Raw genomic sequence first — 26,431 nt, 5'->3', positions numbered from 1 at the left:
GATGACGCAGTCGGAGCGCGACTTCCTGGGCACGGGCTGGGCCTTTCCCCCCAGCTTCGACGGCCGGACGCTGGACGCCGTGCTGGTCTCGGACGAACAGGACGTGCGCGAGAGCCTGCGCATCCTGCTGTCCACCGCGCCGGGCGAGCGCGTGATGCACCCGACCTACGGCTGCGGCCTGCGCCGCCTGGTGTTCGAGCAGCTCAGCGAAAGCCTGCTGACCGAGATCCGCAGCCTCATCGAGAAGGCCATCCTGTTCTTCGAGCAGCGCATCGTGCTGGAGCGCATCGACTTCGACACCGACGCGCTGTCCGAGGGCGTGCTCAGGATCGGCCTGTTCTACACCCTGCGCAGCACCAGCACGCGCGACAACATGGTGTTCCCCCTGTACCTGCGCGGAGATGCGCCATGACGGCGGGAACGGCCCAGCACGAGCGCTTCCCGCCGCGGCTGGCGCCGGGCTGGTTCGCGCCGGACGAACTGGACTTCACCCAGCGCGTGGCGATGACGGCGCTGCTGGCGCGCCACCTGCGCTTCGCCGGGCTGGACCGGCCCGACGTCGGCGACTGGCGCGACCTGTTCTCGAGCGACGTCACGCTGGTGCTGGCGCGCATCGCCGCCATCGACCTGCGCGCGCTGCAGCATGCCTTCCTGCGCACGGCCGACACGGCCGAGTGGCAGGCGCTGGCCTTGCAGGTGCTCCAGCTGGGGCAGTGGATCGACCTGTGGTTCAAGTCCCTGGACCAGCAGGACGACCCGGTGGCCAGGAGCTTTTGCGCACGTGTGCGCCAGCTGGTCGAGCAGCAGCTCGGCGAGGACCTGCGCTGGGTCTATGCGCAGCTGGACGGCACGCTGCGCACGCGCGCGGATGTGGCGCGCGGCGAGGGCCGGCTGGCCGAGATCTGGGACCAGGGCCGGCCGGTGCTGGGCGCCGACCGGGTCGGCCGCGGCAAGCGCGAGCTGCTGCGCGAACGCTACTTCGCGTTCCTGAGCGCCATCGAGACGCTGCAGGCGCTGGCGCGCACGCTGCTGCCGGCATCGCTGCAGTCCGGCCACCACGGCCCGGCGCCGGCCCTCGTGATCGCCTTCCTCAAGCTCTGGGAGACGGTGCAGCAGCAGGCGCTGAACCAGTTCACCGCGCGGCACGTGGACTTCTACTACGGCGACTGCCTGGGCTTCGGCGTGGCCGGCCCGAAGCCCGACGAGGTGCACCTGGCCTGCGCGCGCGATGCGCGTGCCGGCGCCCTGCTCAGCGTGCCGCAGGGCACGGTGTTCGAGGCCGGCAAGGGCGCCGACGGGCAGCCGCTGCGCTTTGCCAGTTCCGCGCCGCTGGTGGTGACCGATGCGGCCGTGGCCGCACTGTGCACGCTGCGGCTGGAGCGCGATGCGCTGATCTCGCCCGAGCGCAGCTTCGGCCATGCCACGCGCGCCAAGGCCACGCGGCTGGCGCCGCAGGGCGAGCAGCCGGCGCTGCTGTTCGGCGGTGGCCGTGGCCTGGGCGCCGAGGACGCGCGGCTGGGCCTGGCCATCGCCTCGCCGCTGCTGCTGCTGCGCGAGGGCGAGCGCAGCATCACGGTCGAGCTGCCAGCCCGCGCGCCGGTGGCCGATGCCCAGGACCTGGCCGAACTGGCGGCGCTGGTCGATGCCGCCGCCGCCACCACCGAAGCGGGCGCGCTGCGGGCGGCCATGGGCCGGCTGTTCGGCCACTGGCTGCTGGTGGCCCGCAGCGCGCTGACCGAGGCGCAGCTGCTGCGCCTGCGCAGCACGGCCGCCCAGGTGCTGGGTGCCAGGCAGCCGCAGGCCCACAGCGCCGGCGACCCGCTGGGCCTGCTGGCCGGCAACCGCCCGCCGGTGCGCGCGCTGGTGTTCGACCGGTTGTTCCAGGGCCTGCTCAAGCTGCGGCTCAGCGCGGCCGATGGCTGGTTCGAGCCGGCCGATGCGCAGGTCGGCCGGCTCGACGCGGGCGGGCTGGTGATCAAGCTGCGGCTGCGGTCCGAGGTGCCGGCCATCATCGGCTGCGATCCGCTGCTGCATGGCCGGGAATGGGGCACGCGGCTGCCGCTGCTGCGCATCGAGCTCGGCACGCAGGGCCGGATGTACGGCTACTCGCTGCTGGCCGGCCTGCCGCTGGCCGAGGCGCGCCTGCGCGTGGCGGTGCGCGGCCTGCGCGACATCGTGCTGCACAACAACATGGGCCGGCTCGATCCGACCAAGGCCTTGCAGCCCTTCGGCCCGCTGCCCACGCTCTCGTCCTACCTGGTGGTGGGCGCGCAGGAGATCGCCGGCAAGCAGCTGGAGCAGCTGGCGCTGCAGCTGGAATGGGGCGCGCTGCCGCAGGACGCCGGCGGCTTCGCCCAGCACTACCGCGGTTACCCGGACGCGCAGCGCAGCGGGGCCTACACCGTGGCGCTGTCCATCCTGCGCGACGGCAGCTGGCACCCGTGCGCCGGGGCGTCGGCGCAGCAGCCGCTGTTCGCCGCGCCGGACGGCGGCGGCCGGCTGCGCCCGCGCATGGATATCGTGTTCGACCCCGGCTCGGTGCGCAAGCACAGCCGCGCCGGCGATGCCTCCGGCTGGGGGGCACCCTGGCCGCGCAACGACCTGTACCGGCTGCAGTTGAACAGCCCGCAGGGCGCCTTCGGCCATGCCGTCTATCCGCTGGTGCTGGCCGAGACCGTGGGCGCGAACGCCCGCACGCGCAGCCCGCGCCTGCAGCAGCCGCTGCCCAACCCGCCCTATACCCCGCTCATCGAGACGCTGGCGCTGCATTACCAGGCGGCCAGCGTGGTGCGGCCGGGCGCCGAGCACGGGCCGCGCCTGCACGCGGGCGGCGATGCGCTGGACGACGAATGCCTGCTGCACCTGCACCCGTTCGGCACCGAGCGGCTGCACTCGGCCGCGGCCGGCCAGCGCCACGGCCTGCTGCCGCTGGTCGAGGACGACGGCAACCTGTACATCGGCCTGTCGGCCAGCGCGCCGGGCGGCACGCTGACGCTGCTGTTCCGGCTCAGCGAATCGGCGGCCGACGCGCGCTCCTCGCGTGCGCAGCGCGGCCGCGTGCGCTGGGCCACGCTGGCGAACGACCACTGGCGCCCCCTGCCGCCCACGCGCGTGCTTGCCGACAGCACCGAGGGCTTCCTGAGCTCGGGCATCGTGACGCTGGACCTGCCGGACGACCTCAGCTGCGACAACGCCGTGATGCCGGCGGGCCTGTACTGGCTGCGCGTGTCGGCCGATGCGGGTTTCGAGGGCTTTGCCGCGCTGCTGGGCGTGCAGGCCCATGCGCTGCGTGCGCGGCGCGTGCTGACGCCGGGCGCCGCGGCGCTGGCCATCCTGCCGCACGGGCGCATCACCAAGCCCAGCGCGTCGGTGCCGGGGCTGGCCGGCGTGCAGCAGGTCGGTCCCTCGTTCGGCCTGCGTGCGCCGGAAGACCCGCGGGGGCTGTACACGCGCGCCGGCGAACGGCTGCGCCACAAGCAGCGCGCGAGCAACGCCTGGGATGCCGAGCGGCTGCTGCTGGCGGCGTTCCCCGAGGTGTTCAAGGCGCGCTGCCTGTCCGGCGACGAGATCGTGGCCGCCGGCCAGCCGCGCCCCGAACCCGGCCAGGTGCTGGTGGTTGCCGTGCCGCAGGTGCCGCGCAACGAGCTGCTGCACGCGCTGGACGCGCCGCGCTTCAACGCCAACGAACTGCAGCGCATGCAGCAGTACCTGCAGGACCGCGCCTCGCCGTTCGCACGGGTGGTCGTGCGCAACCCGGTGTACGACCGCATCCAGCTGCGCTGCAGCGTGGCCCTGGTGCCCGGCGCGCACGAAGGCGAGGTGCTGCAGCGCATCAACGCCACGGCCGTGCGGCTGCTGTCGCCCTGGTGCGACGAGGGCTACGCGCCCGACTTCGACTGGGTGGTGCGCAGCGAGGATCTGGAGGCGCGGCTGCGCGAACTCGACGGCGTGGCCTCCGTCACCCGGCTGTCGCTGCTGCACGTGGGCTGCAGCGATGAGGGCGACTACACCCTGGGCGACACCGCGCGCGCCGCGGACGGCGCCGCGGCGCCGGGCGGTGCGGCCAGGCGCGGCCATGCCGTGGCCCGCACGCCCTGGAGCCTGGCGCTGCCGCTGGCCACGCACATCGTCGATGCCGCGGCCGACGGGCAGGGCGGGGCGCCCGAGCCCACCGGCATCGCGCGGCTGGCCATCGGCAGCACCTTCGTGATCGCCGCCAGCGACGGAGTGACGGCATGACCATCCGCAGCCGCCAGACCCTGCGCCAGTTCTTCGACGAAGGCCGGCTGCCCACGCGCGACCACTTCGGCGACATGATCGACTCGATGCTCAACATGAGCGACGAGGGCTTCCACAAGTCGGCCGAGAACGGGCTGGAGGTGACCGCCCCGGGCGGCTACGACGCGCTGCTCAGCTTCTACCGCGCGCAGGAGGCGCGCAGCGCGCTGTGGTCCCTGTCCTTCGGCGGCGAGCGCGACCAGCTGCAGTTCCACCATGCCGGCGTGGACGCCGCGCGCGGCCAGCCGCCGGTGCTGGCGCTGGATGCGCAGGAGCGCGTCGGCATCGGCACCGCCACGCCGCGCGAGACGCTGGACGTGGCCGGCACCGTGGCCGCCCAGGGCCGCGTGGGCAGCTGCAGCTGGCCCGACCTGGCGCCGGCGCTGGCCGACGGGCAATGGCACGACCTGACCGGCCCGCTGACCGGTTGCCAGGCCTTCGAGGTGGTGGCCGGTGCCGGCGTGCAGGGCGGCGGGCGCTACGCGCTGCTGCATGCCGTGGCGCTGAACGCCTTCAACCCGGCCACCAGCTGGCTGGACCTGTTCTCGCGCAAGAAGCACATCCGCGCCAGCGAGGCCTGGTATGGCAAGCGCTGCGACCGGCTGGAGCTGCGCTGGGAGGGAAGCCACGGTGTGAACGCGAGCTACCGGCTGCAGGCCCGCACGCGCTGCGACTACGGTGCCGGCGCGCGCATCCAGGCCACGCTCACGCGGCTGTGGTTCGACCCGACCATGGCGGGGAGCCAGCCATGAAGCGCGACGACGGCCCCACCAGCTTCGAGGCGCTGCGCGCGCAGGGCCTGCACCTGCTGCAGGGCCTGAGCGGTGCGCGCTGGACCGACCACAACCTGCACGACCCCGGCATCACGCTGCTGGAGCAGCTGTGCTTCTCGCTGACCGACGTGGCCTACCGCGCCGGCTTCGACGTGGCCGACCACCTGGCGGCCGAAGGCGACCGCATCGACTTCGAGGCGCTCTCGCTGCACCCGCCGGCGCAGGTGCTGCCCTGCCGCGCCACGACGGCCGAGGACTACCGGCGCGTGCTGCTCGATGCCGTGGCGGGCCTGGACGACGCCACCGTGCTGCCCGGCCCCGGCGGCGTGCTGCAGCTGGTGCTCAAGCTGTCGCAAGGCGCGGTGGAGAACGAAGGTGCGCGCATCGTCGCCGCGCGCGCGGCCTTCATGGCGCAGCGCAACCTGGGCGAGGACCTGGACCCGCGCGTGGTCTGCACCACCGACCGGCTGTGCCAGCTGCACGGCCAGATCGACATCGGCGGCCCGCGCGATGCGGCCGATGTGCTGGCCGAGGTCTACCAGCGCTGCGAGCAGTTCATCGCGCGCCGGCCGGTCTGCCGCAGCCTGGACGAGCGGCTGCGCGCGGGTGCGACGCTGGAGCAGATCTACACCGGCCCGGCGCAGCTGTACGGCTTCGTCGAGCCGCTGCCGCAGGCCGCGGAGGAGCGCCTGCGGCTGTACCTGTCCGACCTGTCCAGGCTCGTGCAGCAGGTGCCTGGCGTGGAGCAGGCGCAGCTGACCGAACTGCGGCCGGTCGATGCGCAGGGCCGGCCCCTGGCCGATGTGCCCGCCAGCAGCGGCGCCGTGGACTGGCGTGGCCCGGGCTGGGCACTGCGGCTGGTGCTGCCGGACGAGGCGCAGCCCAGCACGCTGGCCGTCACGCGGCGCGGCAATCCGGTGCCGCTGGTGGCCGCCGACCTGTGGCGCCGGCTGGAAGACCTGCGCGCGGCCGAGCGCGCCGCCCGCGCGCGCCAGCAGACCGACCAGGCCGAGCGTGCGCTGGCCGGCCTGCCGCGCGGCACGCACCGTCCGCTGGGCCAGTACCACTCGGTGCAGCACCTGCTGCCCGCCATCTACGGCGTGGGCCGCCATGGCGTGCCGCGCTCCGCGCCCGCACAGGACCGCGCGCGCGCGCGGCAGCTGCAGGCCTACCTGCTGCTGATGGAGCAGGTCATCGCCCAGGGCCTGGCCCAGCTGCAGCAGCTGCGCGTGCTGTACTCGGTCGATGCCGGCGCCGAGCGGACGCTGTGGTCGCAGATGGTCGACGAGGAGGCGCTGCCCGGCAGCGCGGCGCTGTGGACCGGCACGGCGCCGGCGATCGAGCAGGCCGTGTACCCGCCGTTCGACGCCGGCGCGCCGCGCAAGCGCCGCGCGCTGGACCATCTGCTGGCACTGCATGGCGAGACCTACGCGCAGAACTCCATGCGCCAGTTCGGCGGCCACCACGACCCGCAGGAGCTGGAGCTGCTGTTGCTGGAGAACAAGGCAAGCTACCTGCAGCTCATCATCGAGTTGGGCCGCGACCGGGCCGGCGGCTTCGACCCCGGCCAGCCGCTGCGCGACCGGCCGGCCGCGGTCGGTGCGGCGGCCGGCTTCGTCGGCCCGCTGCAGCCGGCCAACTGCAGCGGCCTGCAGCGCCGCGCGGCGCTGCTGCTGGGCTTTCGCATCCGCGCGCCGCGCGCGCTGACGCGCTGCCTCGCGGAGCAGCGGCTGACCCTGGTGGCCGAGCCCGACCAGCGCCACGAGCCGCTGCGCGTGGCGGCCCGGCTGGCCGAGGCCGGCACCGGGGCCGGCCGCGCGGCCGGCCCGCTGGAGCCCGCGCAGGCGCCCAACATGCTGCTGCTGCAACTGCCGCTGCCCCAGGCCGTGTTCAGTGCCGGCCTGTGGCGCGAGCGCTACCGCCTGCTGGCGCAGACCGAGCGTCCGGACGCGCCGCAGCGCCTGGTGCTGGGCCCCGACGATGCGGGCCGCTGGTGGCACCTGGGCCTGTACGCCAGCGCCGAGCTGGCGCGCCAGGCCGCGGCGCAGCTGCGCCAGTACCTGCTGTGGCTGACGGCCGAGAGCGAAGGCATGCACGTGGTCGAGCATGTGCTGCTGCGCGCGCTGGGCGACGGGCGCGCGCATGCGCCGCTGGGCCTGTCGGCGCGCTTCTTCCAGCTGCGCGTGACGGTGCTGCTGCCGGCCTGGACGCTGCGCACCGCGCAGCCGGCGTTCCAGCGCCTGGCCGAGGAAACGCTGCGCATCAGCTGCCCGGTGCATCTGTCGCTGCGCTGCCGCTGGCTGGACTTCGCCGCCATGCAGGCCTTCGAGCAGGACTGGGAGCCCTGGCTGGCCGCGCGCCGCGCGCTGGCCCAGGCGCCGCTGGACGCGCAACTGGCGGCCGCGGCCGATGCCGCCGCCGTGCGCGTGATCGCGCACCTGCGCGGGCCGGACGACGGGGAGGCCGGGGACGACGAACCCTGGCTGCAAGGCCATGCCTGAAGAACACCTGGTCGAGCAGCTGACGCTGGACGTCGGCTTCGCCGGCGAGCGGGCGCTGCCCGAGGCCGAGACGCGGCTGGCCGCCTTCATGCAGGGGCCGGCGCTGGCCATCGTCGACGCCGTGTTCGGTGCGCACTGCGGCGCGCAGGAGGTCTGGCGCATCGACACGCTCGCGCTGGACCTGGGCGAGGTGCCGGCCGAGCGCATGGAGGAACTGTGGGCGCAGCGCCTGCACGCGCAGCTGGCCGAGCGGCTGGCCGAGCTGCGCGGGCCGGCCGGTGCGACCGCCGGCCGCGCCGCGGCCGGTGCCACGCAGCGCAGCCGCGCGCAGGCCCGGCTGGAGGCGCTGCTGTACTTCCTGCAGCACGGCCACCTGCCCTGGCATGCCCAGGGCGAGGACCCGGCGCGCCTGGCCGAGCAGGCCTTGCAGCACAGCCCCGCCGCGCTGGCCGAGGCCTTGCGCGCGCAGGCCGATCGGCCACGCCTGCTGCGCCGGCTGGCGGTGCAGTTCGCGCCGGCCTGGCGCGCGGCGCTGGTGCAGGCCTTGCTGCCCGACCAGCCGGCCGCCGCGCAGCGGCTGCTGCAGGCCACGCGGGCCGCGCCCGGCCTGGCGCCGCCGTGGGAGGCGGTGCTCGCGCTGGCGCTGGGCAGCCCGGCGTCCGCGGCCAACGGCCTGCCGGCGGGCGATCCGCACGAAGGCCCGCCGGACCCGCAGCGCGAGGCCGCGGTGTCCGGGCGCGGCGGCCTGGATGCCCTGCAGGCCCTGTTGCACTACCTGCGGCACGGCCACCTGCCCTGGCAGGCCCGGGGCGACGATCCCCAGCGGCTGGCCGCCGCCGTGCTGCAGCGCGACGGCGCGGCGCTGGCCGCCGCGCTGCGCGCCATGGACGACCGGCCGCAGCTGCTGCGCCGCCTGGCCGCGCAGTTCGATGCCGATGTGCTGGCCGCGCTGGTGCACGCCCTGCTGCCGGGCGAACCGGGCGCGGCCGCGCGCTTGCTGCGGGCCGCGGCGGCGGCCGGCACCGGCCGGCGCAGCCGCAGCGGCGCGCTGCTGTGGGAAGCCGTGCTCGCGCAGGCGCTGGCGCACCCGGCCGCGCCGCACGCGCTGACCCTGGCCCTGCTGCGCGCGCAACTGCGCGTGGCGCTGCGGGCCGGCGTAGGCGCGCCGGATGGCAGCGACCCGCTGCTGGCGCTGGCCGCCGTCTGGGCGCCGTTGCTGCAGGACGACCGCGCCTGGCTGCAGGCCACGCTGCAGCGCCTGGGCGATGGCGGCGCGGTGCGCCAGCGCCTGGAACGTGCCGCGCCGCCCGCGCTGCTGCAGCCGCTGCTGGCGCTGTGGCTGGGGCGCGCACCGGACCTGACCCTGGCCGAGGAGGCCGGCACGGCCGCCGCCACGGCGGCCGCCGTGGACCTGGGCACCGCTGCATCGTCAGCGGCCGCCGCGCCGGCCGGGCTGGCGGCGTTGCTGCACTACCTGCGCCATGGCCACTGGCCCGAACAGGCGGCCGGCGCGGACCCGCAGCAGCTGGCCACCGCCGTGCTGCAGCGCGACGGCGCGGCGCTGGCCGCGGCATTGCGCGGCATGGACGCACGGCCGCAGCTGCTGCGCCGCCTGGCCGCGCAGTTCGGTGCCCCCTGGCTGGCCGCGCTGGTGCGGGCACTGCTGCCCGACGCCCCGGCTGCGGTCGAGCGGCTGCTGCAGGCCGCCGCGCCGGCCGGGTCCGAGCCGCGCAGTGCCGAGGCGGCCTGGCTGTGGGAGGCCGTGCTGGCCGAGGCCCTGGACCCCGTGCCGCGGCAGCCGGAGCCGCTGGCGCTGCTGCGCGCGCAACTGCGGCTGGCGCTGCAGGCCCATGCCACCGTCCCCGACCCGCTGGTGGCCCTGCAGGCGGTCTGGGCGCCGTTGCTGCGGCATGACCGCGCCTGGCTGCAGGGCACGCTGCAGCGCCTGCACGACAGCACCGCCATGCGCCAGCGCATGGCGCGCGTGCTGCCCGGCGCGCAGCGGCAGGCCGTCATGGCGCTGTGGCTGGGAGAGGCCGTGCCCACGCCGGATGCCCTGCAGGCGCTGCTGCACTGCCTGCAGCATGGCCAGCTGCCCGCGCCCTACGGCGCACAGGATGCCCAGGCTCTGGCGGACGCGCTGCTGCAGCACGACGGCGCCGCGCTGGCCAGGGGCCTGCGCGCCATCGACGACCGCCCGCTGCTGGGCCAGCGCCTGGCCACGCAGTTCACGCTGCCCTGGCTGGCGGCCCTGGTGCACGCCTTGCTGCCCGGCGCACCGGCCGAGGCGGCGCAACTGGTGCAGGCCGCCGGCCAGCAGCGCGCGCTGTGGCAGGCCGTGCTCGGCCAGGCGCTGGCCCATGGCAGCGCCCAGGCCACCGGCCTGCCGGTGCTGCGGGCCGAGCTGCTGGCCGTGCTCGCGTCCGACCCGGCCCCATCCACGGCCACGGCCACGGCCCAGCTGGCGCGCGCCTGGGCGCCGCTGTGGCAGGGCGACCGGGCCTGGCTGCAGGCCACGCTGCAGCAGCAGGCCCAGCGCCCCGCCGTGCAGCAGCGCATCGTGCAGGCGCTGGCCGAGGAGCAGCGGCCCCAGCTGCTGGCCTTGTGGTTCGGCCCCGCGCTGGCGGCCGCCATGCAGGGCTGGATCGGCCAGGTCGCGGCCGGTGCGCCGGCCCCGGCTGCCGAGCTGTCCGGGCGCCGCCAGCAGCTGTGGCAGGCCTCGCTGCAGCACGCGCTGCAGGGCGGCGCGCAGGCCTTCGATGCCGAGCACTATGCGCAGCAGGTGCGCCGCCAGCTGCCGGTCGTGCCCGCCGCGGGCTGGTTCGACCGGGCCGTGCGTGGCGCCACGGCGCTGCTGGCCCGCGCCGCCGCCGCACTGGGCTGGCCGGGCCGCGAACGCGCGAGCGCGCCGCCGGCCGCGCCGGCCCTGCTGCTGCCGCCGCCGGAGCTGCCGTCGGAACTGGCGGTGGGCAACGCCGGCCTGGTGCTGCTCGCGCCCTACCAGCCGCGCCTGTTCATGCTGCTGGGCCTGGCCGACGCGCGGGCCTTCACGGGCCCCGAGGCGGCCGAGCGCGCGGTGCAGCTGCTGCAGCTGCTCGTGACCGGCGAGGCCGATGCGCCCGAGCCGGCGCTGGTGCTCAACAAGCTCCTGTGCGGGCTGGACCAGGCCACGCCCGTGGCGCGCCGCTTCGAGCCGACCGCCGCCGAACGCAGCGCCATCGACGGCCTGCTGGCCGCCGTGGTGCAGCACTGGAAGGTGCTGGGCAGCACCTCGCCGGCCGGCCTGCGCGAGACCTTCCTGCAACGCCCGGGCCGCCTGCAGCGCCAGGACGAGGCCTGGCGGCTGCAGGTGCTGCCGGGGCCGTTCGACATGCTGATCGACCAGCTGCCCTGGGGCTACGCGACGATCCGCCACCCGTGGATGGAACAGGTGCTGCATGTCGACTGGCGCTGACACCACCGCACGCGCGCTCGAGCGCGAGCTGGCCTGGCTGGAGCAGGTGCTGCAGGCGCGCATCGCGCTGCACTTCGGCCAGGAGCAGGACGCCGGTGCGCTGGCGCGCATCGCCGTGCCGGCGCTTGCCGACGGCGGCGAGTACGCGGCGCTGGTGCGCGAAGCCGGGCTCTCGCCCGACGAGCGCCTGCTGCTGGCCCTGGCGCTGGCGCCGCACCTGCGGCCGCAGCTGCTGGACCTGCTGTGCGTGCGCAACCGCAACCTGGACCGCGGCTTCGCCGAGTTCGGCGGCAGCAAGGGCCGGGTGCACCAGGGCTTTCTGCCGACCGGCGAGACCGCGGCGTTCCTGCTGGCCGGCGAGCAGCTGGCGCGCCGCTTCGCCGTGCTGCAGCTGCTGGGCGAGGACGCGCCGCTGCGCCGCCACGGCCTGCTGCAGCTGCACCACGAGGCACCGGGCGAGCCCTGGCTCGCCGCCGCGCTGCAGATGGGCGGTGGCCTGCTGGAGCGCCTGGCAACGGGCGCGCTGCGCAGCCCCGACCAGGGCAGCGGCTTTCCCGCGCGGCGCATCACCACGCGGCTGGGCTGGGACGACCTGGTGCTCGATGCCGACGTGATGGACGAGGTGCGGGCCATCGTGGCCTGGTACCGCCACGGCAGCCAGCTGCTCGGCGAGTGGCAGCTCGACAAGGCGCTCAAGCCCGGCTACCGCAGCCTGTTCTTCGGCCCGCCCGGCACCGGCAAGACGCTGACGGCCACGCTGATCGGCCAGGCCGTGCAGGCCGATGTCTACCGCATCGATCTGTCGATGGTGGTGTCCAAGTACATCGGCGAGACCGAGAAGAACCTGGCCCAGGTGTTCGACCAGGCGCAGAACCGGCGCTGGATCCTGTTCTTCGACGAGGCCGATGCGCTGTTCGGCAAGCGCACCGCCACCTCCAGCGCCAACGACCGCCATGCCAACCAGGAGGTGGCCTACCTGCTGCAGCGCGTGGAGGACTTCCCGGGCACCGTGATCCTGGCCACCAACCTCAAGGCCAACATCGACGAGGCCTTCGCGCGGCGCTTCCAGTCGCTGGTGGCCTTCGGCATGCCGGACGCCGGGCAGCGCCTGCGCCTGTGGCAGGGCATGCTGGGCCAGACCGGCCGGCTGCATGCCGAGGTCGACCTCGCCGCGCTGGCCGAGCGCCATGTGCTGGCAGGTGGCGCCATCGCCAACGTGGTGCGCTACGGCGCGCTCGCGGCACTGCAGGACGGACGCGAGCGCATCGGTGCCGAAGACCTGCGCCGCGGCATCGCCAAGGAACTGCGCAAGGAAGGGCGCACCGCATGAACCCGACCGCAGGCCGCCAGTCGGCACCGTCCCGCTGCGCGCAGTGCGCACGGCTTCGCCTGATGCTGGCCGGCGCCCTGCTGGGCCTGGTGCTGTGCCTGGGGCTGCGGGCGGCCTCGTCGTCGGCGGCATCGCCGCCGGACACCCCGGCCACCGCGGTGCCGGCCGCATCGTCGGCGCCGCAGCCCACCGTGGTGTCGCCGGCACCGCCACCGCCGCCGCCCGCGGTGCAGGGCACGCCGCCGGCCGACCTGCGGCTGGTCTACCAGACCGTGACGCTGCCCTCCGGCCGCCGTGGCCTGCCCTATGGCCCGCACCAGCTCGCCAAGGGCGGCACGCCGCCGTACCGCTTCACGGTGGACGGCGCGTTGCCGCCCGGCCTGCGGCTCGGCGACGACGGCCGGCTGGGCGGGCAGCCGACCACCACGGGCAGCTTTCGCTTCGTGCTGAGCGTGCAGGACGCCGTGCACGCCGCCATCGTCGAGCAGCAGGCCTACGTGCTGTACGTCGGCCTGCCGCCGGTGCCGCGCCCGCCGGCTTCGGCGGCGTCCGTCCCCCGGGCGCCGGCCGCACCACCGGCCCTGACCGCGCTGACGCCGGCCGAGGCCGATGCCACGGCCAACCAGCACGTGGGCCTGCCGGCCAGCTACAAGCTGACGCCGGCCGACCTGGCCCGGCTGGTGCCCGAGGCCACGCCCGCCACCGGCCCGGGCACGCAACCCGAGCAGCCCGAGGGCGCGCCCGTGCCGCTGGCGGCCACCGCCGAGCCGCTGCTGCAGGCGCCGACCGAGGAGCAGCTCAAGGCCCTGCTGCAACCGCTGATCGACGTCGAATACCCCACGCGCGCGCTGTTCGTCAACGCGCTGGAGCAGGCCCGTTGCGTCTACTACCGCGCCCATGTGCGCGAGATGGCCCTCAAGCGCGGCATGACGGTGGACGAGCGCTGCCCGCCCGAGCCGCCGGCCGCGGCGCGCCGCCCGGTGCCGGCCAAGGGCGGCGTGCCGCTGCGCAGCTTCTTCGACGGCTTGCTGCCGGCCGCCACGCGCGACGAGGTCGTCGCGCTGGCCGAGAAGCGCCACCCGTTCGGCGACGCCAAGCCGCTGCGCCTGACGGGCGACGGCTGCGGCTGCTCGACCCCGCGCAACGAGAACGAGGTGCTCGGCTTCCTGCCCTACTGGCTGGCCGGCGAGGCGCCGCTGTCGGTGGACTTCAGCGTCTACACGCGGCTGTCGTACATGGGTGCGGTGCTCAGCAACTCCGGCAACTGGGCGCGCCCGCCCGGCTGGGACGGCCAGGCCAGCGGCTTCGCGCGCGAGGCGCAGCGCCATGGCACGCGGCTGGACCTGGTGCTGTACCGGCGCGACTGGTCTTCGCTGCTGAACCGGCCTGCGGCGCAGCTCGACGAGGTGGCGCAGGTGGCGGCGCGCAACGCCGTGATCACGGCCGACACGCGGCACGAGGACCTGGCCGCCCGCGTGAACGGCTTCCTGCTGCCGAGCTGGCGCGAGTCGCCGCACGTGTACGACGGCGTCACGGTGTTCTTCGAGGACTCGCCGACCGAGGGGCCGCAGCAGCAGGCGTTCGCGCGCTTCCTCAAGCTGTTCCTGCAGCGCCTGGTGGTCGAGATGCAGGCCACCGGCCGCGCCTACTACATCAACGTGGTGGTGCCGGGGCAGCAGCTGGGCGACACGGGGGCCTACAACTTCCAGGACCTCATGGACTTCATGGAGGCGGCCGAGCCGCCGCGCAGCAGCAAGAGCGTGGAGGAGAGCGACAAGAAGGCCTACCGCGGCAAGACCGACCTGACCGTGACCTTCCTGGTGCTGCTGGACGGGCCGACCGAGGACACCACCACGGCGCTGCGCGCGCGCATCGACACCGCCGCCGCGCTGGTCGCACACCGCCGCATCGCCTTCCTGGAGAGCGTGATGCCGGTGCTGTTCCACGAGCGCGGCGACAAGCCGGTGCCGCTGCCGCCGGTGGCCAGCGACCGGCTCGACCGCGACCTGGCCTACATCAACTGGACCTACGGCGGTGTCGGCCTGTGGCCGGCGACGACCGCGGGCGTGGGCGAGGCCGATGCCGTGCGTGCGCTGGTGCAGCGCAACTACGGCCCGACCCGCGGCACGCTGACCTGGGTCTGCGACCTGACCTGTCCCAACCGCGTGCCGCTGCGCCTGCTGCTGGAGGCGCTGCTGCTGGCCGAAACCGTGGGCATTGCGCTGTACGCCTGGAACTGCCGCGTGCGCCGCATCGGCCGGCGCTACCAGCTGGCGCTGTGGGCCGGCGGCTTCCTGATCCTGGTGGTGGCGCCGCTGCTGCTGAACTGCGACCCGGCGCTGGCGCAGCTGCGCAACGGCAACTTCCTGCTGTATGCGCTGATCCTGGTGCTGTTCTGGGGCAGCGTGTTCGCGACGTTCAAGCCGAGAGTGGGGGTGCCATGAAAGAGACGAAACGAGGCGAGCGCGAGGGCGCGCGCGTGGTGCAGCAGCAGGCGCTGGCGTCGGCCAGCGCGGCAGATCCCTTGCGCGACAGCCCGCGCATGGTGACGCAACGGGCGCGCATCGACGCGGCGTTCGGCGCGGTGGCGCAGAAGGCCGATGCGCTGGAGGACGAGGAGCCGCTGCAGGCGCGCATGGAGGACGCGGCGCCGAAGAATGAGACCGGCATGCCGAACCAGCTCAAGGCCGGCATCGAGGCGCTGTCGGGCATGGACATGTCGGACGTGCGCGTGCACCGCAATTCCGACAAGCCGGCGCAGCTGAACGCGCTGGCCTATGCGCAGGGGAACGACATCCATCTGGGGCCGGGGCAGGAGCAGCATTTGCCGCACGAGGCCTGGCATGTGGTGCAGCAGGCGCAGGGGAGGGTGCGGCCGACCATGCAGATGGCGGGGGCGGCGGTGAATGACGATGTCGGTCTGGAGCGGGATGCTGATGTGATGGGGGCAAGGGCGGCGGCTGGTGTGGGGCCGTTGGGGGTTCAAAGAACAAGACGGAACCTGGCCCCGGCACCATCGTCGATGCAGCGCGCTGTCGCCCAGCGAGCCATCGGTATGGAGTTCGAGTGTTCGAACTTTTCCGTCACCTCCAGCAGAAAAGCGGAAAAGGGCGACCAGATATGCGGTGGCTATATGTGGAAGCTTGTGTACGAGACCACCGCCGCCGGTCCCGCTGTTGCGGAGTTCGTGGTTGAGCCTGCGGCCAACACAGCATTGCAACTGCTCCAGGCCGTGAAGGGCATGGTCGGCAAGGCCAAAAATCTGACGCAGAACGGAACGACCACGATCGGCGATTTCACCATTACAGCGGCTGGCCCAGCCGATGCGGCGATTCAGATCACCGTGGGCACGCCGCTGGAACACATTCCCGATGTCATGCGGGCGTTTCGTACCGAAAAGGAGAAGTTCGCACTTAAAAGCTTTGAGAAGATGCAGCAGCAGAGAATTCTGGCGCCCGGTGACGTCGAGTTCCAGATGCTTCCAGCCGAGACCCAGGGATTCGTTCTGCTGCTGATGGACTACCTGCGACGCGGATGGGTTCCAGTCGAGTTCCGTCCAACTGTCGTGAACGTTGACAGTGGCGCCCGCTTCATCAAGGCGATCTTTGAAATGATGGCCCGCAACGACTTCACATCGATCTTCAATACGCTGTCGGACGGCGAGAAGGACAGGCTGTCAGAAGACGGTCCCCATGGAAAGGTCATGAAGGACGAGTGGACAAGGTTCATTGTCGACAACGCCCTGAAGCCCGCCGACGTTCGCGGAACCGACGACTTGCTGGATGAAAAAATGATCAACGAGAAGATCGCAGGCTGGGACACGATAGGCGCAGGTCCAAAGCGCCGAAAGTGGCTGACCGACATGCCGCATCTTGATCATTTGACTGCCAAGGGCTACATGGGTATTGGCAAGATGGGTGGGCAGATGGACCATCGCAAATCGGATGGAAAGGGGGCTCCCCTTCTTGAAGTGCGTGCGCCTTATGCGAGCTCAAAAACCGTTGATCAATGGTTCGATCTCGCCGAACAGGCCTGGGACGCCTATGCCCGTGCGATGGGCGGCGAGGACATCGTGCAAGGTCGGTAGCGTGGTTCGCAAGCCCGACGGCGGAGGCAGGTCTTGAAGGCCGAGCTCCGCCACCTGCCCCCCCGGATCTCAGCATTGCACCGATGGCGCAGAGCGCCCGTACCGCCGCACCATGGAGAGACTGCAGCAATCAGCCCCCATGCCCGACCACGACCTCTTCCGCCCCTCCGAGTACACCGCCGCCCTGCTGCGCCAACTGCGCCTGCAACCCGCGTGCACCGGCCGCGTGCTCGACATGGGCACCGGCAGCGGCGTGCTGCTGGCGGCCCTGGCCGCCGCCGGTGCGGACACGCTGGTCGGCGTGGACATCGAAGCTGCCGCCGTGCACTGCACGCGCGCTCTGCTGCAGGCGCAGGACGTCCGGCACGGCGTGGTGCATTGCGGCAACCTGTGGGAGCCGCTGGCCGGCGACTGGTTCGACCTCGTGCTGTTCAACCCGCCGCAGCTGCCGGTGCAGCACACCGGCGACGGCCTGCGCCTGCGCAGCTGGAGCGATGGCGGCGAAGACGGCCGCGCCGTGCTCGACCGCTTCCTGGCCGGCCTGCCATCGCACCTCGCGCCCGGCGGCCGGGCGCTGATCACGCACAGCGGCTTCGTTGGCATGGCGCAGACCGTGCGCCTGCTGGCCGGCTGGGGCCTGCACGCCGAGCTGCTGCACACCTGCACCACGCTGCTGCCGCCGGCCAAGCTGGATGTACTGCCACCGGGCTGGCTGGACCGCCACGCCGAGGGCCTGCACCGCATCGGCCCCTACGTGTTCAGCGACTTCCACGTGGTCGAGATCCGGCATGGAGATGTGGCGACGCCGCGCTGAGCTGTGCCGCACGGCCGCAGCGCTGACACTGGCTGCTGCGGCCTGGCCCGCGCTGGCCACGGCACATGCCGACTGCGCCGCCATGCCCGAGCTGCTGGCCCGCGTGCGTTGCACGGGCGAGCTGCGCGTGGGTGCGCGCGCCGACTACCCGCCGTTCGGCCAGGCCACGCGGGACGGCCCGCGCGGCTTCGAGCCGGCGCTGGCGCGGCTGCTGGCCGCGCACCTGGGCGTGGGCCTGCGCTTCGTCGAGGTCAGCGCCGCCGACCGCATGGTGGCGCTGGGCGAGGGCCGGGTCGACGTGCTCGTCGCCACCACCGGCCACACCGTGCAGCGCGACGGCCAGGCCCTGTTCGTGCGGCCGCACTACTACCGGTCGCACACGCTGGTCGTCGGCCAGCGCAGCGCGGCGCTGCAGGGCGTGGACAGTCTGGCCGACCTGTACGGCCGCACGGTCTGCGTGACGGTGGGCAACTCGACCAATGCCGACCTGGCCGTGGCCGGCGCCCGGCTCATGCTCTTCAACAGCGCGCGCCGGCTGGTGGAACAGGTGCAGAACGGCACCTGCGCGCTGGCCGCGCACGACGACAGCCTGCTGTTGCCCGTGCTGCCGCCCGGCTACGAAGCCAAGCTGTCCTTCGCGCCGCTGCCCTGGGGCATCGTGGTGGGCCGTGGTGGCGCTGCGCTGGCGCAGCAGCTGGGCGAGGAGCTGCGCCGGCTGCATGCCAGCGGCCAGCTGCTGGCGCTGGCGGCGCAGTACGGCGTGGCCACGCCCTGGCTGCAGGCGCAGCAGCTGCGCTGGTCGTTGCCACCCTGTGCCACGGCGGCGCTGGACGATGCGCGCTGCCTCGATCCGCCACGCGACAACCAGCTGGCGCCCACGGCCATGGCCGGCGCGGTCGAGCGGCTGGAACGCTGGCTGCACGAACGCTGGGGCCTGCAGGTCACGCTGGCCATGCTCAAGACGCAGGTGGCGCTGCAGCTGTTTCTGGACGGCATGGCCTATTCGGTCGCGCTGGTGGCGGGTGCCGTGCTGGCCACTGTGCTGCTGGCGCTGGGCTTCGGGGCTGGCCTGGCGGCGCGCAGCCGCTGGCTGCGCTGGCCGCTGGGCTGGCTGCTGCTGGCGATGCAGTCCACCCCGATGGTGCTGTTCATGGCCGCGGCGGGCATGCTGCTCGCCAGCGCCGGGCTGGGCACGCCGGCCATGGCCTGGTGCGTGGCGGTGGCGGTGCTGGGCCTGTTCAACGGCAGCAACGCGGGCCAGGCCGTGGCCGAGGCGCGCGCCGCATTGCTGGCCGAGGGCCGGCCGGCCAGCCTGCGCGCGGCGGCGCTGCGCGCGCGGGCGCAGATCGCCGCGTTCGCGGCCAATGCCACGCGCGGCAGCCCGGTGGCCGCGCTGATCGGCGTGCCCGAGCTGCTGGCCGCGCTGACCGACATCACCTCGTTCTCCAGCGAGTCGGCCACCACCTTCGGGCTGCTGCTGGTGTTCTACATGGCGCTGGTCTCGCTGGTGGTGGCGTTGCTACGGCGCCTGCAACGGCGGCTGCAGCTGGCCGAGGCGGGCCGATGACCCAGGCCCTGCTGCAGGCGCTGCCGGTGTTCGTGCCCGACTTCGGCCGCGCGCTGCTCGTCAACCTGGCGATCGCGGCCCAGGCGCTGGCCATCGGCCTGCCGGCCGGCCTGTTGCTGGGCCTGCTGTGCTGCCCGGTGGCCGACCCTGGCGCCGCGCCGGCGTGGCGCCGGCTGGCCGGGCATGCGGCCGCCGGCGTGGTGGGGCTGCTGCGCGCGGCGCCGGCCTTCGTCGTGATGTACGTGCTGCTGCACGCGTTGTCCGGGGCTTGGGCCGTGTCGGCGCAGTCGGCCGTGGCGCTGGCGCTGGCCGCCTACGCCGCGGCCTACCTGGCCGACCACCTGCTGGCCACGCTGGTGGACCGGCGTGCCGGCGCGCACGGCGGTGCGCTGCTGTTCGTGCTGGGCGTGGTGCGCGTCTACTTCGTGATGGTGCTGTCCAGCGGCTTCGGCGCCGCCATCGGCGTGACCGAGGCGACGGCCGTGACGCTGCGCGCGCTGGAGCGCCTGCCCACCTTCGGCGACCGGCTGTGGCTGCTGGCCGGCGTGGTGCTGGTCTTCATCGCGCTGCGCCAGACGGTGCAGGCGGCCATCCACGGAGTGCGCTGGCTGGTGGAGCGGCGCACCGGGCGGCTGGCCGCCCGGTGAGCCGCTACAGCAGCGGGCGCAGCCGCTCCAGCCGGTCGCGGGCGCTCTCGCCCGCGGGCTGCTGCACGATCAGCGGCTCCACCAGCCTGAACAGCGTGCGCGTGGCCCAGCCCGGCCTGCCGCCGCGCGCGACACGCCGGTAGACCCAGCCCAGCCAGCCGACCGCCGCGGCCAGCACGGCGCTGTCGATGGCGCCGTTCAGCGACTGGAAGCTGCCGAATGCCGACACCAGTGCGGCCAATGCCAGCAGCGGCGCCCAGTAGGCGTCGATCACCCCGGCCACGGCCGGCGGGAGCTTGGCGAATAGCCAGGGCGTGCCGGTCTTGGCCCATTCCAGCGCGTGCGGATGCACGGGCAGGGCGGCACCGGCCTGGCGCGGGAACTCACCGGCGTCGGACACCAGCGTCTGGCCCTTGTGCACCTCGGCCATGGCCTGCAGCAGCGCGTAGAGCACGGCGGGATGGATGTCGTCCCGCACCACCACGTTCACGGTGGCGCTGACCAGGGCCACGTCGCGCGGCGGCAGCGGGGCCTTCAGGTCGAACGCGCCGCGCACCAGCACCGAGGGCTTGAGGTAGTCCAGGTGGCGCGCGATGCCGGTGCTGTCGCCGACCGGGTACAGGTCGAGCCCGGAATCGTTGACGAGCTCCTGCACGAAGCCGTTGTCGGGTGCCAGCACGAAGAAGCCGGCATCGTGCTCACCCCGTTGCAGCGCGCGCACGCCCGCTTCCAGTGGCACGAACGCGAAGGTGGCGTTGCCGGGCGTGACGCCGTAGAGCCCCAGCACCTCCTGCGCCACCTTGGCCGTGATGCTGTTGTCAGGCGGCATCACGAGCCTGCGACCGGCCAGCGCGGCGAGCGTGGGGGGCTCGGTGGCGCTCTTGCGCACGAACAGGAACAGCGGCTGCAGTTCGACCACGCCGGCCGAGTTCACGTGGGTGTGCTGGCGCGGGTCCACGCGCTGCGCCGTGAAGCCGATCTGCACGCCGCCCTTGGCGTCGTCGAGCCGGTCGATGATGCGCAGGCTGTCGTCCTGGTTGCGCACCTCCGTGCGCAGGCCCTTGCGCTCCAGGTAGGCGGCATAGCGGCGGGCGTGCTTGTCGAACGAGCCGCCGGCAGGCCCGGCCTGGATCACGACGCTGTCCGGCGGCAGGGCCCGTTCCAGGTTGCCCACCACCCACCAGATGGCGGCCAGCACCGCCAGCACCACCAAGCTCATGCGCGACATCTTGTGTCCTCCGAGAAACCACTGCGCCCTGGATGATGGCGGGCGGCGCGCGGCGCGGGAGGTGTCAGCGTGCGGTCGAGGGATGGCGGATGCGCAAAATCAGCTGTGAGCCGAGGCGGCTACGTGCGCAGTGGCCTGCGCCTTCAAGCGGACCCCTGGACGGCCTCGATCCGGTTCCTGCCGTTCTTCTTGGCCGCATAGAGCTGCCGGTCCACGGCTTCGATGAAGTCGGAGGGCCTCGAATGCGCGCCCGGTGCGACGGCGCCGACGCCGATGCTGACCGTGACGCACTGGCCGTGCGGCGATTGCGCGTGGGCGATGGCCTGCTTGCGGATCAGCCGCTGGCAGCGTTCGGCCACCTTCAGCGCCACCGGCAGGCCGGTCTGCGGCAGCAGGATGACGAACTCCTCGCCACCGAAGCGCGCGACCAGGTCACGCGGGCTGTCCACCGCCAGGCTCAGCGTGCGCGCGATGTCCACGATGCACCCGTCGCCCTGGATGTGGCCATACAGGTCGTTGTACTGCTTGAAGAAGTCGATGTCGAGCAGCAGCACGGACAGGGACAGGCCATTGCTGCGCGCGCTTTCCCATTCCAGTTCGAGGCTGGCATCGAACTGGCGCCGGTTGGCGATGTTGGTCAGCCCGTCCTTGAACGAGAGCGCTTCGAGTTCCTTCTGCAGTGCGAGCAGTTTCTCCTCGGTCTTCTTGCGTTCGGTGATGTCGAACATGAAGCCGACCAGGGCCTCGACCTCGCCCTGGCCGTTGCGCACCACGTGGACGACGTCGCGGATCCACACGTAGCCGTTGTCCTTGGTGAGCGCCCGGTAGTCCGCTTCGTGGTCGACGCCGGCCTGGGACTGCGACACGCAGAAGTTCACCACGTCGTCGCGGTCCTCGGGGTGCATGCGCATGGCCCAGTCCTCTACGCCGACCCAGCTGTCCGCGCGCCAGCCGAGCAGCGCTTCGATCTGCGGGCCGATGTAGGCGAAGCGCTTGGTCGCCCAGTCGATCTTCCAGGGGATGGCCCGGGTCGATTCCAGCAGCGTGCGGTAGACCGCGTCGTCACTGTTCAGGTGGTTGGTATCGGGCGTGCTAGAGCTCTCTGGGGTCACTGTCGATGGAATGCTGGTTTGGTGGGGGGGCGGTGTGGTGGGCCGTCGAGGGTCTGCGACGGCGGGGCGTCGGCCTCAGGTCGGAAGGCTGCTGGCCCGGTGCTGCGAACGCATGGTTACAAAAAGTATATCCAGGGGCGGTGAAGGCTGCGGTGCGGCACGCCGCAAGAGGTGGTCGACCGGTCGCTGCTCAGTGGGCAAAAGGATTGCGGATCACCGTGGCCTTGTCGAGCACCAGGCCGTCGTGCATGTCCTCCGAGTAGAGCGTGCCGCAGCCCGCTTCCAAGGCGGCCGCCGCGATGCACGCGTCGTAGAACGACAAGCCATGGCGCTGCGCCAGGCGGCGCGCGTCGTCGTGGATGGTCTCGGTCAGCGGCACCACGGAGCACAGGCTGCGCACCATGGACAGGACATCCTGGATTTCTTCCCAGGACATGCCGAGCTTGCGACGGCAGACCTGCGTGACTTCGTTCAGGACCTGCACGCTGAGCACGGGCCGCTGCTGCAACAGGGCCTCGGCCACATCGGCCTTGGCGTGATCGGCCGACAGCAGGTACAGCACGATATTGCTGTCGAGGAACGCGCTGGCGCCAGCCTCAGCCTGCGTCCCGGGCATTGGCTTCGTCCCTGGAGAACTTGAAGTCGGCCGGCAGGCGCCCGCGGAAGCTGCGCAGCCGCGCCAGCAATTCCTGCTGGCCGGGCTTGCGCCTCAGCGCGAACCGGCGGGCGCCATCGACCACGATCTCGATGTCATCGCCCTCGCGCAGGGCCAGGGCTTCGACCACGCTGGCGGGCAGGCGCACGGCCAGGCTGTTGCCCCACTTCGCGACTTGCATGCGGGCTCCTGTTGGATATACGAAGGAAGGAATGTATATCCAGGGAGCAGTGCGTGCAACACACGGCCCTACAGCTTGCGCGCGATCAAATCCCGCTGCACCTCGCTCGTGCCCCCATAGATCCGGTTCACCCTGCAGTCCACGAAGGCCCGCGCCACCGGGTACTCCAGCATGTAGCCATAGCCACCGTGCAGCTGCACCATGGTGTCCAGCGCGCTGCCCAGGGTCTCGGTGGCGAACAGCTTGGCAATCGCCGCCTCTTCCAGCGTGAGCTTGCGGCGCATGTGCTCGCCCAGGTAGTGGTCGACCATGGTGCGCACGGCAATCGACTGGGCCTTGATGTCCGCCAGCTTGAAGCGCGTGTTCTGGAAATGCCAGACGCTGTGGCCGAAGGCCTGGCGCTCCTTGACGTAGGCCAGCGTGTGGGCCAGGCAGGCCTCCAGCGCACGCGCCGCGCCCAGCGCGATCAGGAAGCGCTCCTGCGGCAGCTCATGCATGAGCGCGTACATGCCCTTGCCTTCCTCGCCCAGCAGGTTGCTGGCGGGCACGCGCACGTCGTCGAAGAACAGCTCGGCCGTGTCGGCCGCGTGCTGGCCCACCTTGTCGAGCTTGCGGCCACGCCGGAAACCGGGCCGGTCGGCTTCCACGAGGATCAGGCTCATGGCCTTGGAGCCGGTGGCTTGCGGGTCGGTCTTGGCCACCACCACCACGAGATCGGACAGCAGGCCGCTGCTGATGAAGGTCTTGGCACCGTTGATCACGTACTCGTCGCCCTCGCGCCGCGCCGTGGTGCGGATGCCCTTCAGGTCGCTGCCCGTGCCGGGCTCGGTCATCGCGATGGCGGTGATGGTCTCGCCGGCCGCGCAGCGCGGCAGCCACTTGTCCTTCTGCGCGGGCGTACCCAGGCGGTGCAGGTAGGGCACGACGATGTCGGAATGCAGGCCGAAGTTGATGCCCGTGAGGCCACGCGCCGACATCTCTTCGGCCAGCACGGCCGCGTGGCCGAAGTCACCCCCGCCGCCGCCGTACTCGGTCGGCAGCATGGTGCAGAGCAGGCCCTCGCGACCGGCCTTGGCCCAGACGGCGCGGTCGATGGCACCGGCCGCGTTCCAGGCCGCCATGTGGGGCACGCACTCGCGGTCCAGGAAGCGCTGGACCGTGGTGCGGAACTGTTCGTGGTCTTCGCGGTAGACCGTGCGTTGGATGTCCATGGGTGTCTCTGTTGTCGGTTGTGTTGCACTTCATCCGCTGAGCACGAATCCGGCTCGCAGGCAGAGGTTCCGAAGGCCGCGGAGCAGGCCATGCGGGCAGACGCCGCGGAACGGGCTCTGCCCGGCCGCTGGCGGCGCACCTTGAGGGGGATGGAATGGCTACACGGAGTGAGCCATTCAAACGGGGTGGTCATTCAATTCGGTTTCAACATGACGCGGCCGACGACCTTGCCGGCCTCCAGATCCTGCAGGGCCGCCTCGGCCTGGTCGAGTGGCCGCGCATCGATGGGCAACGGCACGAGCTTGCCGGCCTTGGCCAGGTCGATCAGCGCACGCAGCTGGCCCAGGTTGCCGACGTAGGAGCCCTCGTAGCTCACGGCGCGCATGGGCATGGAGGGCGTGGAGATCTCCACCTTGCCGCCGAACAGCCCCACCTGCACGAACTGGCCGCCCTTGGTCAGCATGGCGATGCCGGTGCCCACGGTCTGTTCGGTGCCCACGCAGTCCAGTGCGGCCCAGACGGCGCCGCCGGCCGCCGCCTTGGCCTGTTCGGCCACATCGGGCGCGGCGCTGTCGATGGCGTGCGCGGCGCCGGCCTTGAGCGCCGCGGTGCGCTTGGCGGCGTCGGGCTCGATGACGATGGCGCCCGGATTGCCCAGGGCTTTCAGCAGGCCCACGGCCATGAGGCCGAGGCCGCCCGCGCCGAACACCACCACGTGCTCGTCCTTGAGCACGGCCGGGTCGATCTTGCCGATCGCGCTGTACATGGTCAGGCCCGAGCAGGCGCAGGGCGCGGCCTGTTCGGGTGCCATGTCGCCGATGTCGACGAGGTAGCGCGCATGCGGCACGACGATGTGGTCGGCGTAGCCGCCCGGCGCGAACACGCCCAGCGAGCGGCCCTTCATGCACAGGTTCTCCTGGCCGCGCGCGCAGACCTTGCACTGGCCGCAGCCCAGCCAGGGGTAGACCACCACGCGCTGGCCGATCTTCGCGTCCTTGGCATCGGGGCCGGCTGCGACGATCTCGCCGGCCGTCTCGTGGCCCATGGTCAGCGGCAGCACCGCGCCACGGTCGCCCATGTTCAGGCGCTTGCCGTTGCCCATGTCGTAGTAGCCGTGGCGGATGTGGATGTCGCTGTGGCACACGCCCGCGGCCATTACGCGCACCAGCACCTCACTGCCCATCGGCGTGGGCGTGGGCTGCTCGTTGCGCGCCAGCGGCGCGCCGAACGCGGTGAGGTCGTAGCTGATCATGTCAGGATCCTTTTGCCAGTCGGCATTCGCTTTGGGAAAGAGGGCGGAAGGCGGTGGCGCCCGGCGTGGTGCCGACCACCTTGTACAGGTCCCACTCGCCCTTGGATTCTGCGGGCGTCTTGACCTGGTAGAGGTGCATGTCGCGCACGACGCGGCCGTCCACGCGCAGCTGGCCATTGACGGTCATGAAGTCGTTGATCGGCGTGGCGCGCATCTGCGCCATGACCTTGTCCGAATCGCGCGTGCCGGTGGCCTTGACGGCGTTCAGGTAGTGCGTCACGGCGCCGTAGGTGCCGGCCTGCGTCATGGTGGGCATCACGCCGTTGCGCTTGAAGAAGCGCTGCGACCAGGCCCGCGTCTTGTCGTCCTGGTCCCAGTAGAAGGCCTCGGTCAGCAGCAGGCCCTGGGCCTGCTTGAGGCCGATGGCCTTGATGTCGGTCAGGAACGCCAGCAGCGCGGCCAGCTTCTGCCCGTCCTTGCCGATGCCGAACTGGCTGGCCGCCTTGATGCTGTTGATGGTGTCGCCACCGCCATTGGCCAGGCCGATGATCTTGGCCCTGGAGCCCTGTGCCTGGATCAGGAACGACGCGAAGTCGGACGCGCCCAGCGGGTGCTTGGCGCTGCCGACCACCTTGCCGCCCAGCTCGGCGATGACGTCGCTGGTGTCCTTCTGCAGCGCCTGGCCGAAGGCATAGTCTGCCGTCAGGAAGAACCAGCTGTCGCCCCCGGCCTTGACCACGGCGGCGCCGGTGCTGCGCGCCAGTGCGTAGGTGTCGTAGGTCCAGTGCACGGTGTAGGGCGTGCAGCTCTTGCCGGTCAGCTCCGAGGTGGCGGCGCTGGTCACCATGACGATCTTCTTCTTCTCCTCGCCGAGCTTGGCCACGGCCAGTGCCAGGCCCGAGGAGGGCAGGTCGGTGACCATGTCCACGCCCTGGGTGTCGAACCACTCGCGCGCCTTGGAGGCGGCCACGTCGGCCTTGTTCTGCGTGTCGGCGAAGACCATCTCGATGGGCGCGCCCAGCACGCTGCCGCCGAAGTCCTCGATGGCCATGCGGGTGGCGTCGACCAGGCCCTTGCCGCCGATGGCCGCGTAGAGCGAGGTGAGGTCGGTCAGCACGCCGATCTTGATGGGCTGCGGCTTGGCCTGCGCGGCCGCGCCGCCGGCCCACAAGGCCAGCGCGCTGCACAGCGCCACGGCCAGCATGGTTTTGCTGTTCTGCATTCTTGTCTCCCCGATGTTGGTGGAAGGGCGCATCGTGCCCCGGCGCGGCGGGCCGGGCATCGTCCGATCCGACGAGCGCGGTACCTGCGCGACACCGGGTTTCCCCTGATCGGCGCTG

At 72.6% G+C, this 26,431-nt stretch carries 18 protein-coding genes; 11 read left to right on the top strand and 7 right to left on the bottom strand.

Annotated elements, in window-relative coordinates:
- Window position 1 precedes the first annotated feature (1 nt).
- From ACSQ4M_RS33500 to ACSQ4M_RS33450, 11 genes are all read left to right on the top strand, one after another.
- On the top strand, window positions 2–412 hold the full coding sequence (locus tag ACSQ4M_RS33500; protein ID WP_436193665.1) for a GPW/gp25 family protein: 411 nt from the start codon (window positions 2–4) through the stop codon (window positions 410–412).
- A complete protein-coding gene (locus ACSQ4M_RS33495; protein ID WP_436193664.1) occupies window positions 409–4,239 on the top strand; it encodes a hypothetical protein in 3,831 nt (1,276 codons plus the stop codon). Before ACSQ4M_RS33500 ends, ACSQ4M_RS33495 begins: the two co-directional genes overlap by 4 nt.
- Complete coding sequence (locus tag ACSQ4M_RS33490) at window positions 4,236–5,030, top strand: hypothetical protein (RefSeq protein WP_436193663.1); 795 nt, start codon at window positions 4,236–4,238, stop codon at window positions 5,028–5,030. Before ACSQ4M_RS33495 ends, ACSQ4M_RS33490 begins: the two co-directional genes overlap by 4 nt.
- Window positions 5,027–7,552 (top strand): hypothetical protein, encoded by a 2,526-nt coding sequence (locus ACSQ4M_RS33485; RefSeq protein ID WP_436193662.1) that lies wholly within the window; start codon window positions 5,027–5,029, stop codon window positions 7,550–7,552. The genes ACSQ4M_RS33490 and ACSQ4M_RS33485 overlap by 4 nt, the downstream gene beginning before the upstream one ends.
- Window positions 7,545–11,006, top strand: a complete 3,462-nt coding sequence (locus tag ACSQ4M_RS33480) for a contractile injection system tape measure protein (protein ID WP_436193661.1) — start codon at window positions 7,545–7,547, stop codon at window positions 11,004–11,006. The genes ACSQ4M_RS33485 and ACSQ4M_RS33480 overlap by 8 nt, the downstream gene beginning before the upstream one ends.
- Window positions 10,990–12,336, top strand: coding sequence for an ATP-binding protein (locus ACSQ4M_RS33475; protein WP_436193660.1), 1,347 nt, complete (start codon window positions 10,990–10,992; stop codon window positions 12,334–12,336). Before ACSQ4M_RS33480 ends, ACSQ4M_RS33475 begins: the two co-directional genes overlap by 17 nt.
- Complete coding sequence (locus ACSQ4M_RS33470) at window positions 12,333–14,780, top strand: hypothetical protein (protein ID WP_436193659.1); 2,448 nt, start codon at window positions 12,333–12,335, stop codon at window positions 14,778–14,780. The genes ACSQ4M_RS33475 and ACSQ4M_RS33470 overlap by 4 nt, the downstream gene beginning before the upstream one ends.
- Window positions 14,777–16,423, top strand: a complete 1,647-nt coding sequence (locus ACSQ4M_RS33465; RefSeq protein ID WP_436193658.1) for an eCIS core domain-containing protein — start codon at window positions 14,777–14,779, stop codon at window positions 16,421–16,423. Before ACSQ4M_RS33470 ends, ACSQ4M_RS33465 begins: the two co-directional genes overlap by 4 nt.
- Before the next feature lie 139 nt (window positions 16,424–16,562).
- Entirely contained in the window at window positions 16,563–17,237 is a 675-nt protein-coding gene (locus ACSQ4M_RS33460) for a HemK2/MTQ2 family protein methyltransferase (protein ID WP_436193657.1), read from the top strand.
- Window positions 17,212–18,804 carry a transporter substrate-binding domain-containing protein gene (locus tag ACSQ4M_RS33455; protein WP_436193656.1) on the top strand — a complete coding sequence of 531 codons (1,593 nt, stop codon included), beginning with the start codon at window positions 17,212–17,214 and terminating at the stop codon, window positions 18,802–18,804. Before ACSQ4M_RS33460 ends, ACSQ4M_RS33455 begins: the two co-directional genes overlap by 26 nt.
- Window positions 18,801–19,451, top strand: a complete 651-nt coding sequence (locus tag ACSQ4M_RS33450) for a hypothetical protein (RefSeq protein WP_436193655.1) — start codon at window positions 18,801–18,803, stop codon at window positions 19,449–19,451. The genes ACSQ4M_RS33455 and ACSQ4M_RS33450 overlap by 4 nt, the downstream gene beginning before the upstream one ends.
- Window positions 19,452–19,455: 4 nt before the next feature.
- Here ACSQ4M_RS33450 and ACSQ4M_RS33445 read toward each other — a convergent pair whose 3' ends face one another.
- From ACSQ4M_RS33445 to ACSQ4M_RS33415, 7 genes are all read right to left on the bottom strand, one after another.
- Window positions 19,456–20,679 (bottom strand): hypothetical protein, encoded by a 1,224-nt coding sequence (locus tag ACSQ4M_RS33445; RefSeq protein WP_436193654.1) that lies wholly within the window; start codon window positions 20,677–20,679, stop codon window positions 19,456–19,458.
- A 143-nt stretch (window positions 20,680–20,822) separates the two neighbouring features.
- Entirely contained in the window at window positions 20,823–21,791 is a 969-nt protein-coding gene (locus ACSQ4M_RS33440) for a diguanylate cyclase domain-containing protein (protein WP_436193653.1), read from the bottom strand.
- 190 nt (window positions 21,792–21,981) lie between these two features.
- Window positions 21,982–22,407 (bottom strand): PIN domain-containing protein, encoded by a 426-nt coding sequence (locus ACSQ4M_RS33435; protein ID WP_436193652.1) that lies wholly within the window; start codon window positions 22,405–22,407, stop codon window positions 21,982–21,984.
- Window positions 22,388–22,627 (bottom strand): AbrB/MazE/SpoVT family DNA-binding domain-containing protein, encoded by a 240-nt coding sequence (locus tag ACSQ4M_RS33430; protein WP_436193651.1) that lies wholly within the window; start codon window positions 22,625–22,627, stop codon window positions 22,388–22,390. Before ACSQ4M_RS33430 ends, ACSQ4M_RS33435 begins: the two co-directional genes overlap by 20 nt.
- Before the next feature lie 68 nt (window positions 22,628–22,695).
- Window positions 22,696–23,838 carry an acyl-CoA dehydrogenase family protein gene (locus ACSQ4M_RS33425; RefSeq protein WP_436193650.1) on the bottom strand — a complete coding sequence of 381 codons (1,143 nt, stop codon included), beginning with the start codon at window positions 23,836–23,838 and terminating at the stop codon, window positions 22,696–22,698.
- A 194-nt stretch (window positions 23,839–24,032) separates the two neighbouring features.
- Complete coding sequence (locus tag ACSQ4M_RS33420) at window positions 24,033–25,091, bottom strand: alcohol dehydrogenase (protein ID WP_436193649.1); 1,059 nt, start codon at window positions 25,089–25,091, stop codon at window positions 24,033–24,035.
- Window position 25,092: 1 nt separating this feature from the next.
- Window positions 25,093–26,313 carry an ABC transporter substrate-binding protein gene (locus ACSQ4M_RS33415; protein WP_436193648.1) on the bottom strand — a complete coding sequence of 407 codons (1,221 nt, stop codon included), beginning with the start codon at window positions 26,311–26,313 and terminating at the stop codon, window positions 25,093–25,095.
- Window positions 26,314–26,431 lie beyond the last annotated feature (118 nt).

The organism is Pseudorhodoferax sp. LjRoot39 (assembly GCF_964253035.1).
Lineage (GTDB): Bacteria > Pseudomonadota > Gammaproteobacteria > Burkholderiales > Burkholderiaceae_C > Pseudorhodoferax.
This window is presented reverse-complemented; position numbering and strand designations above follow the sequence as displayed.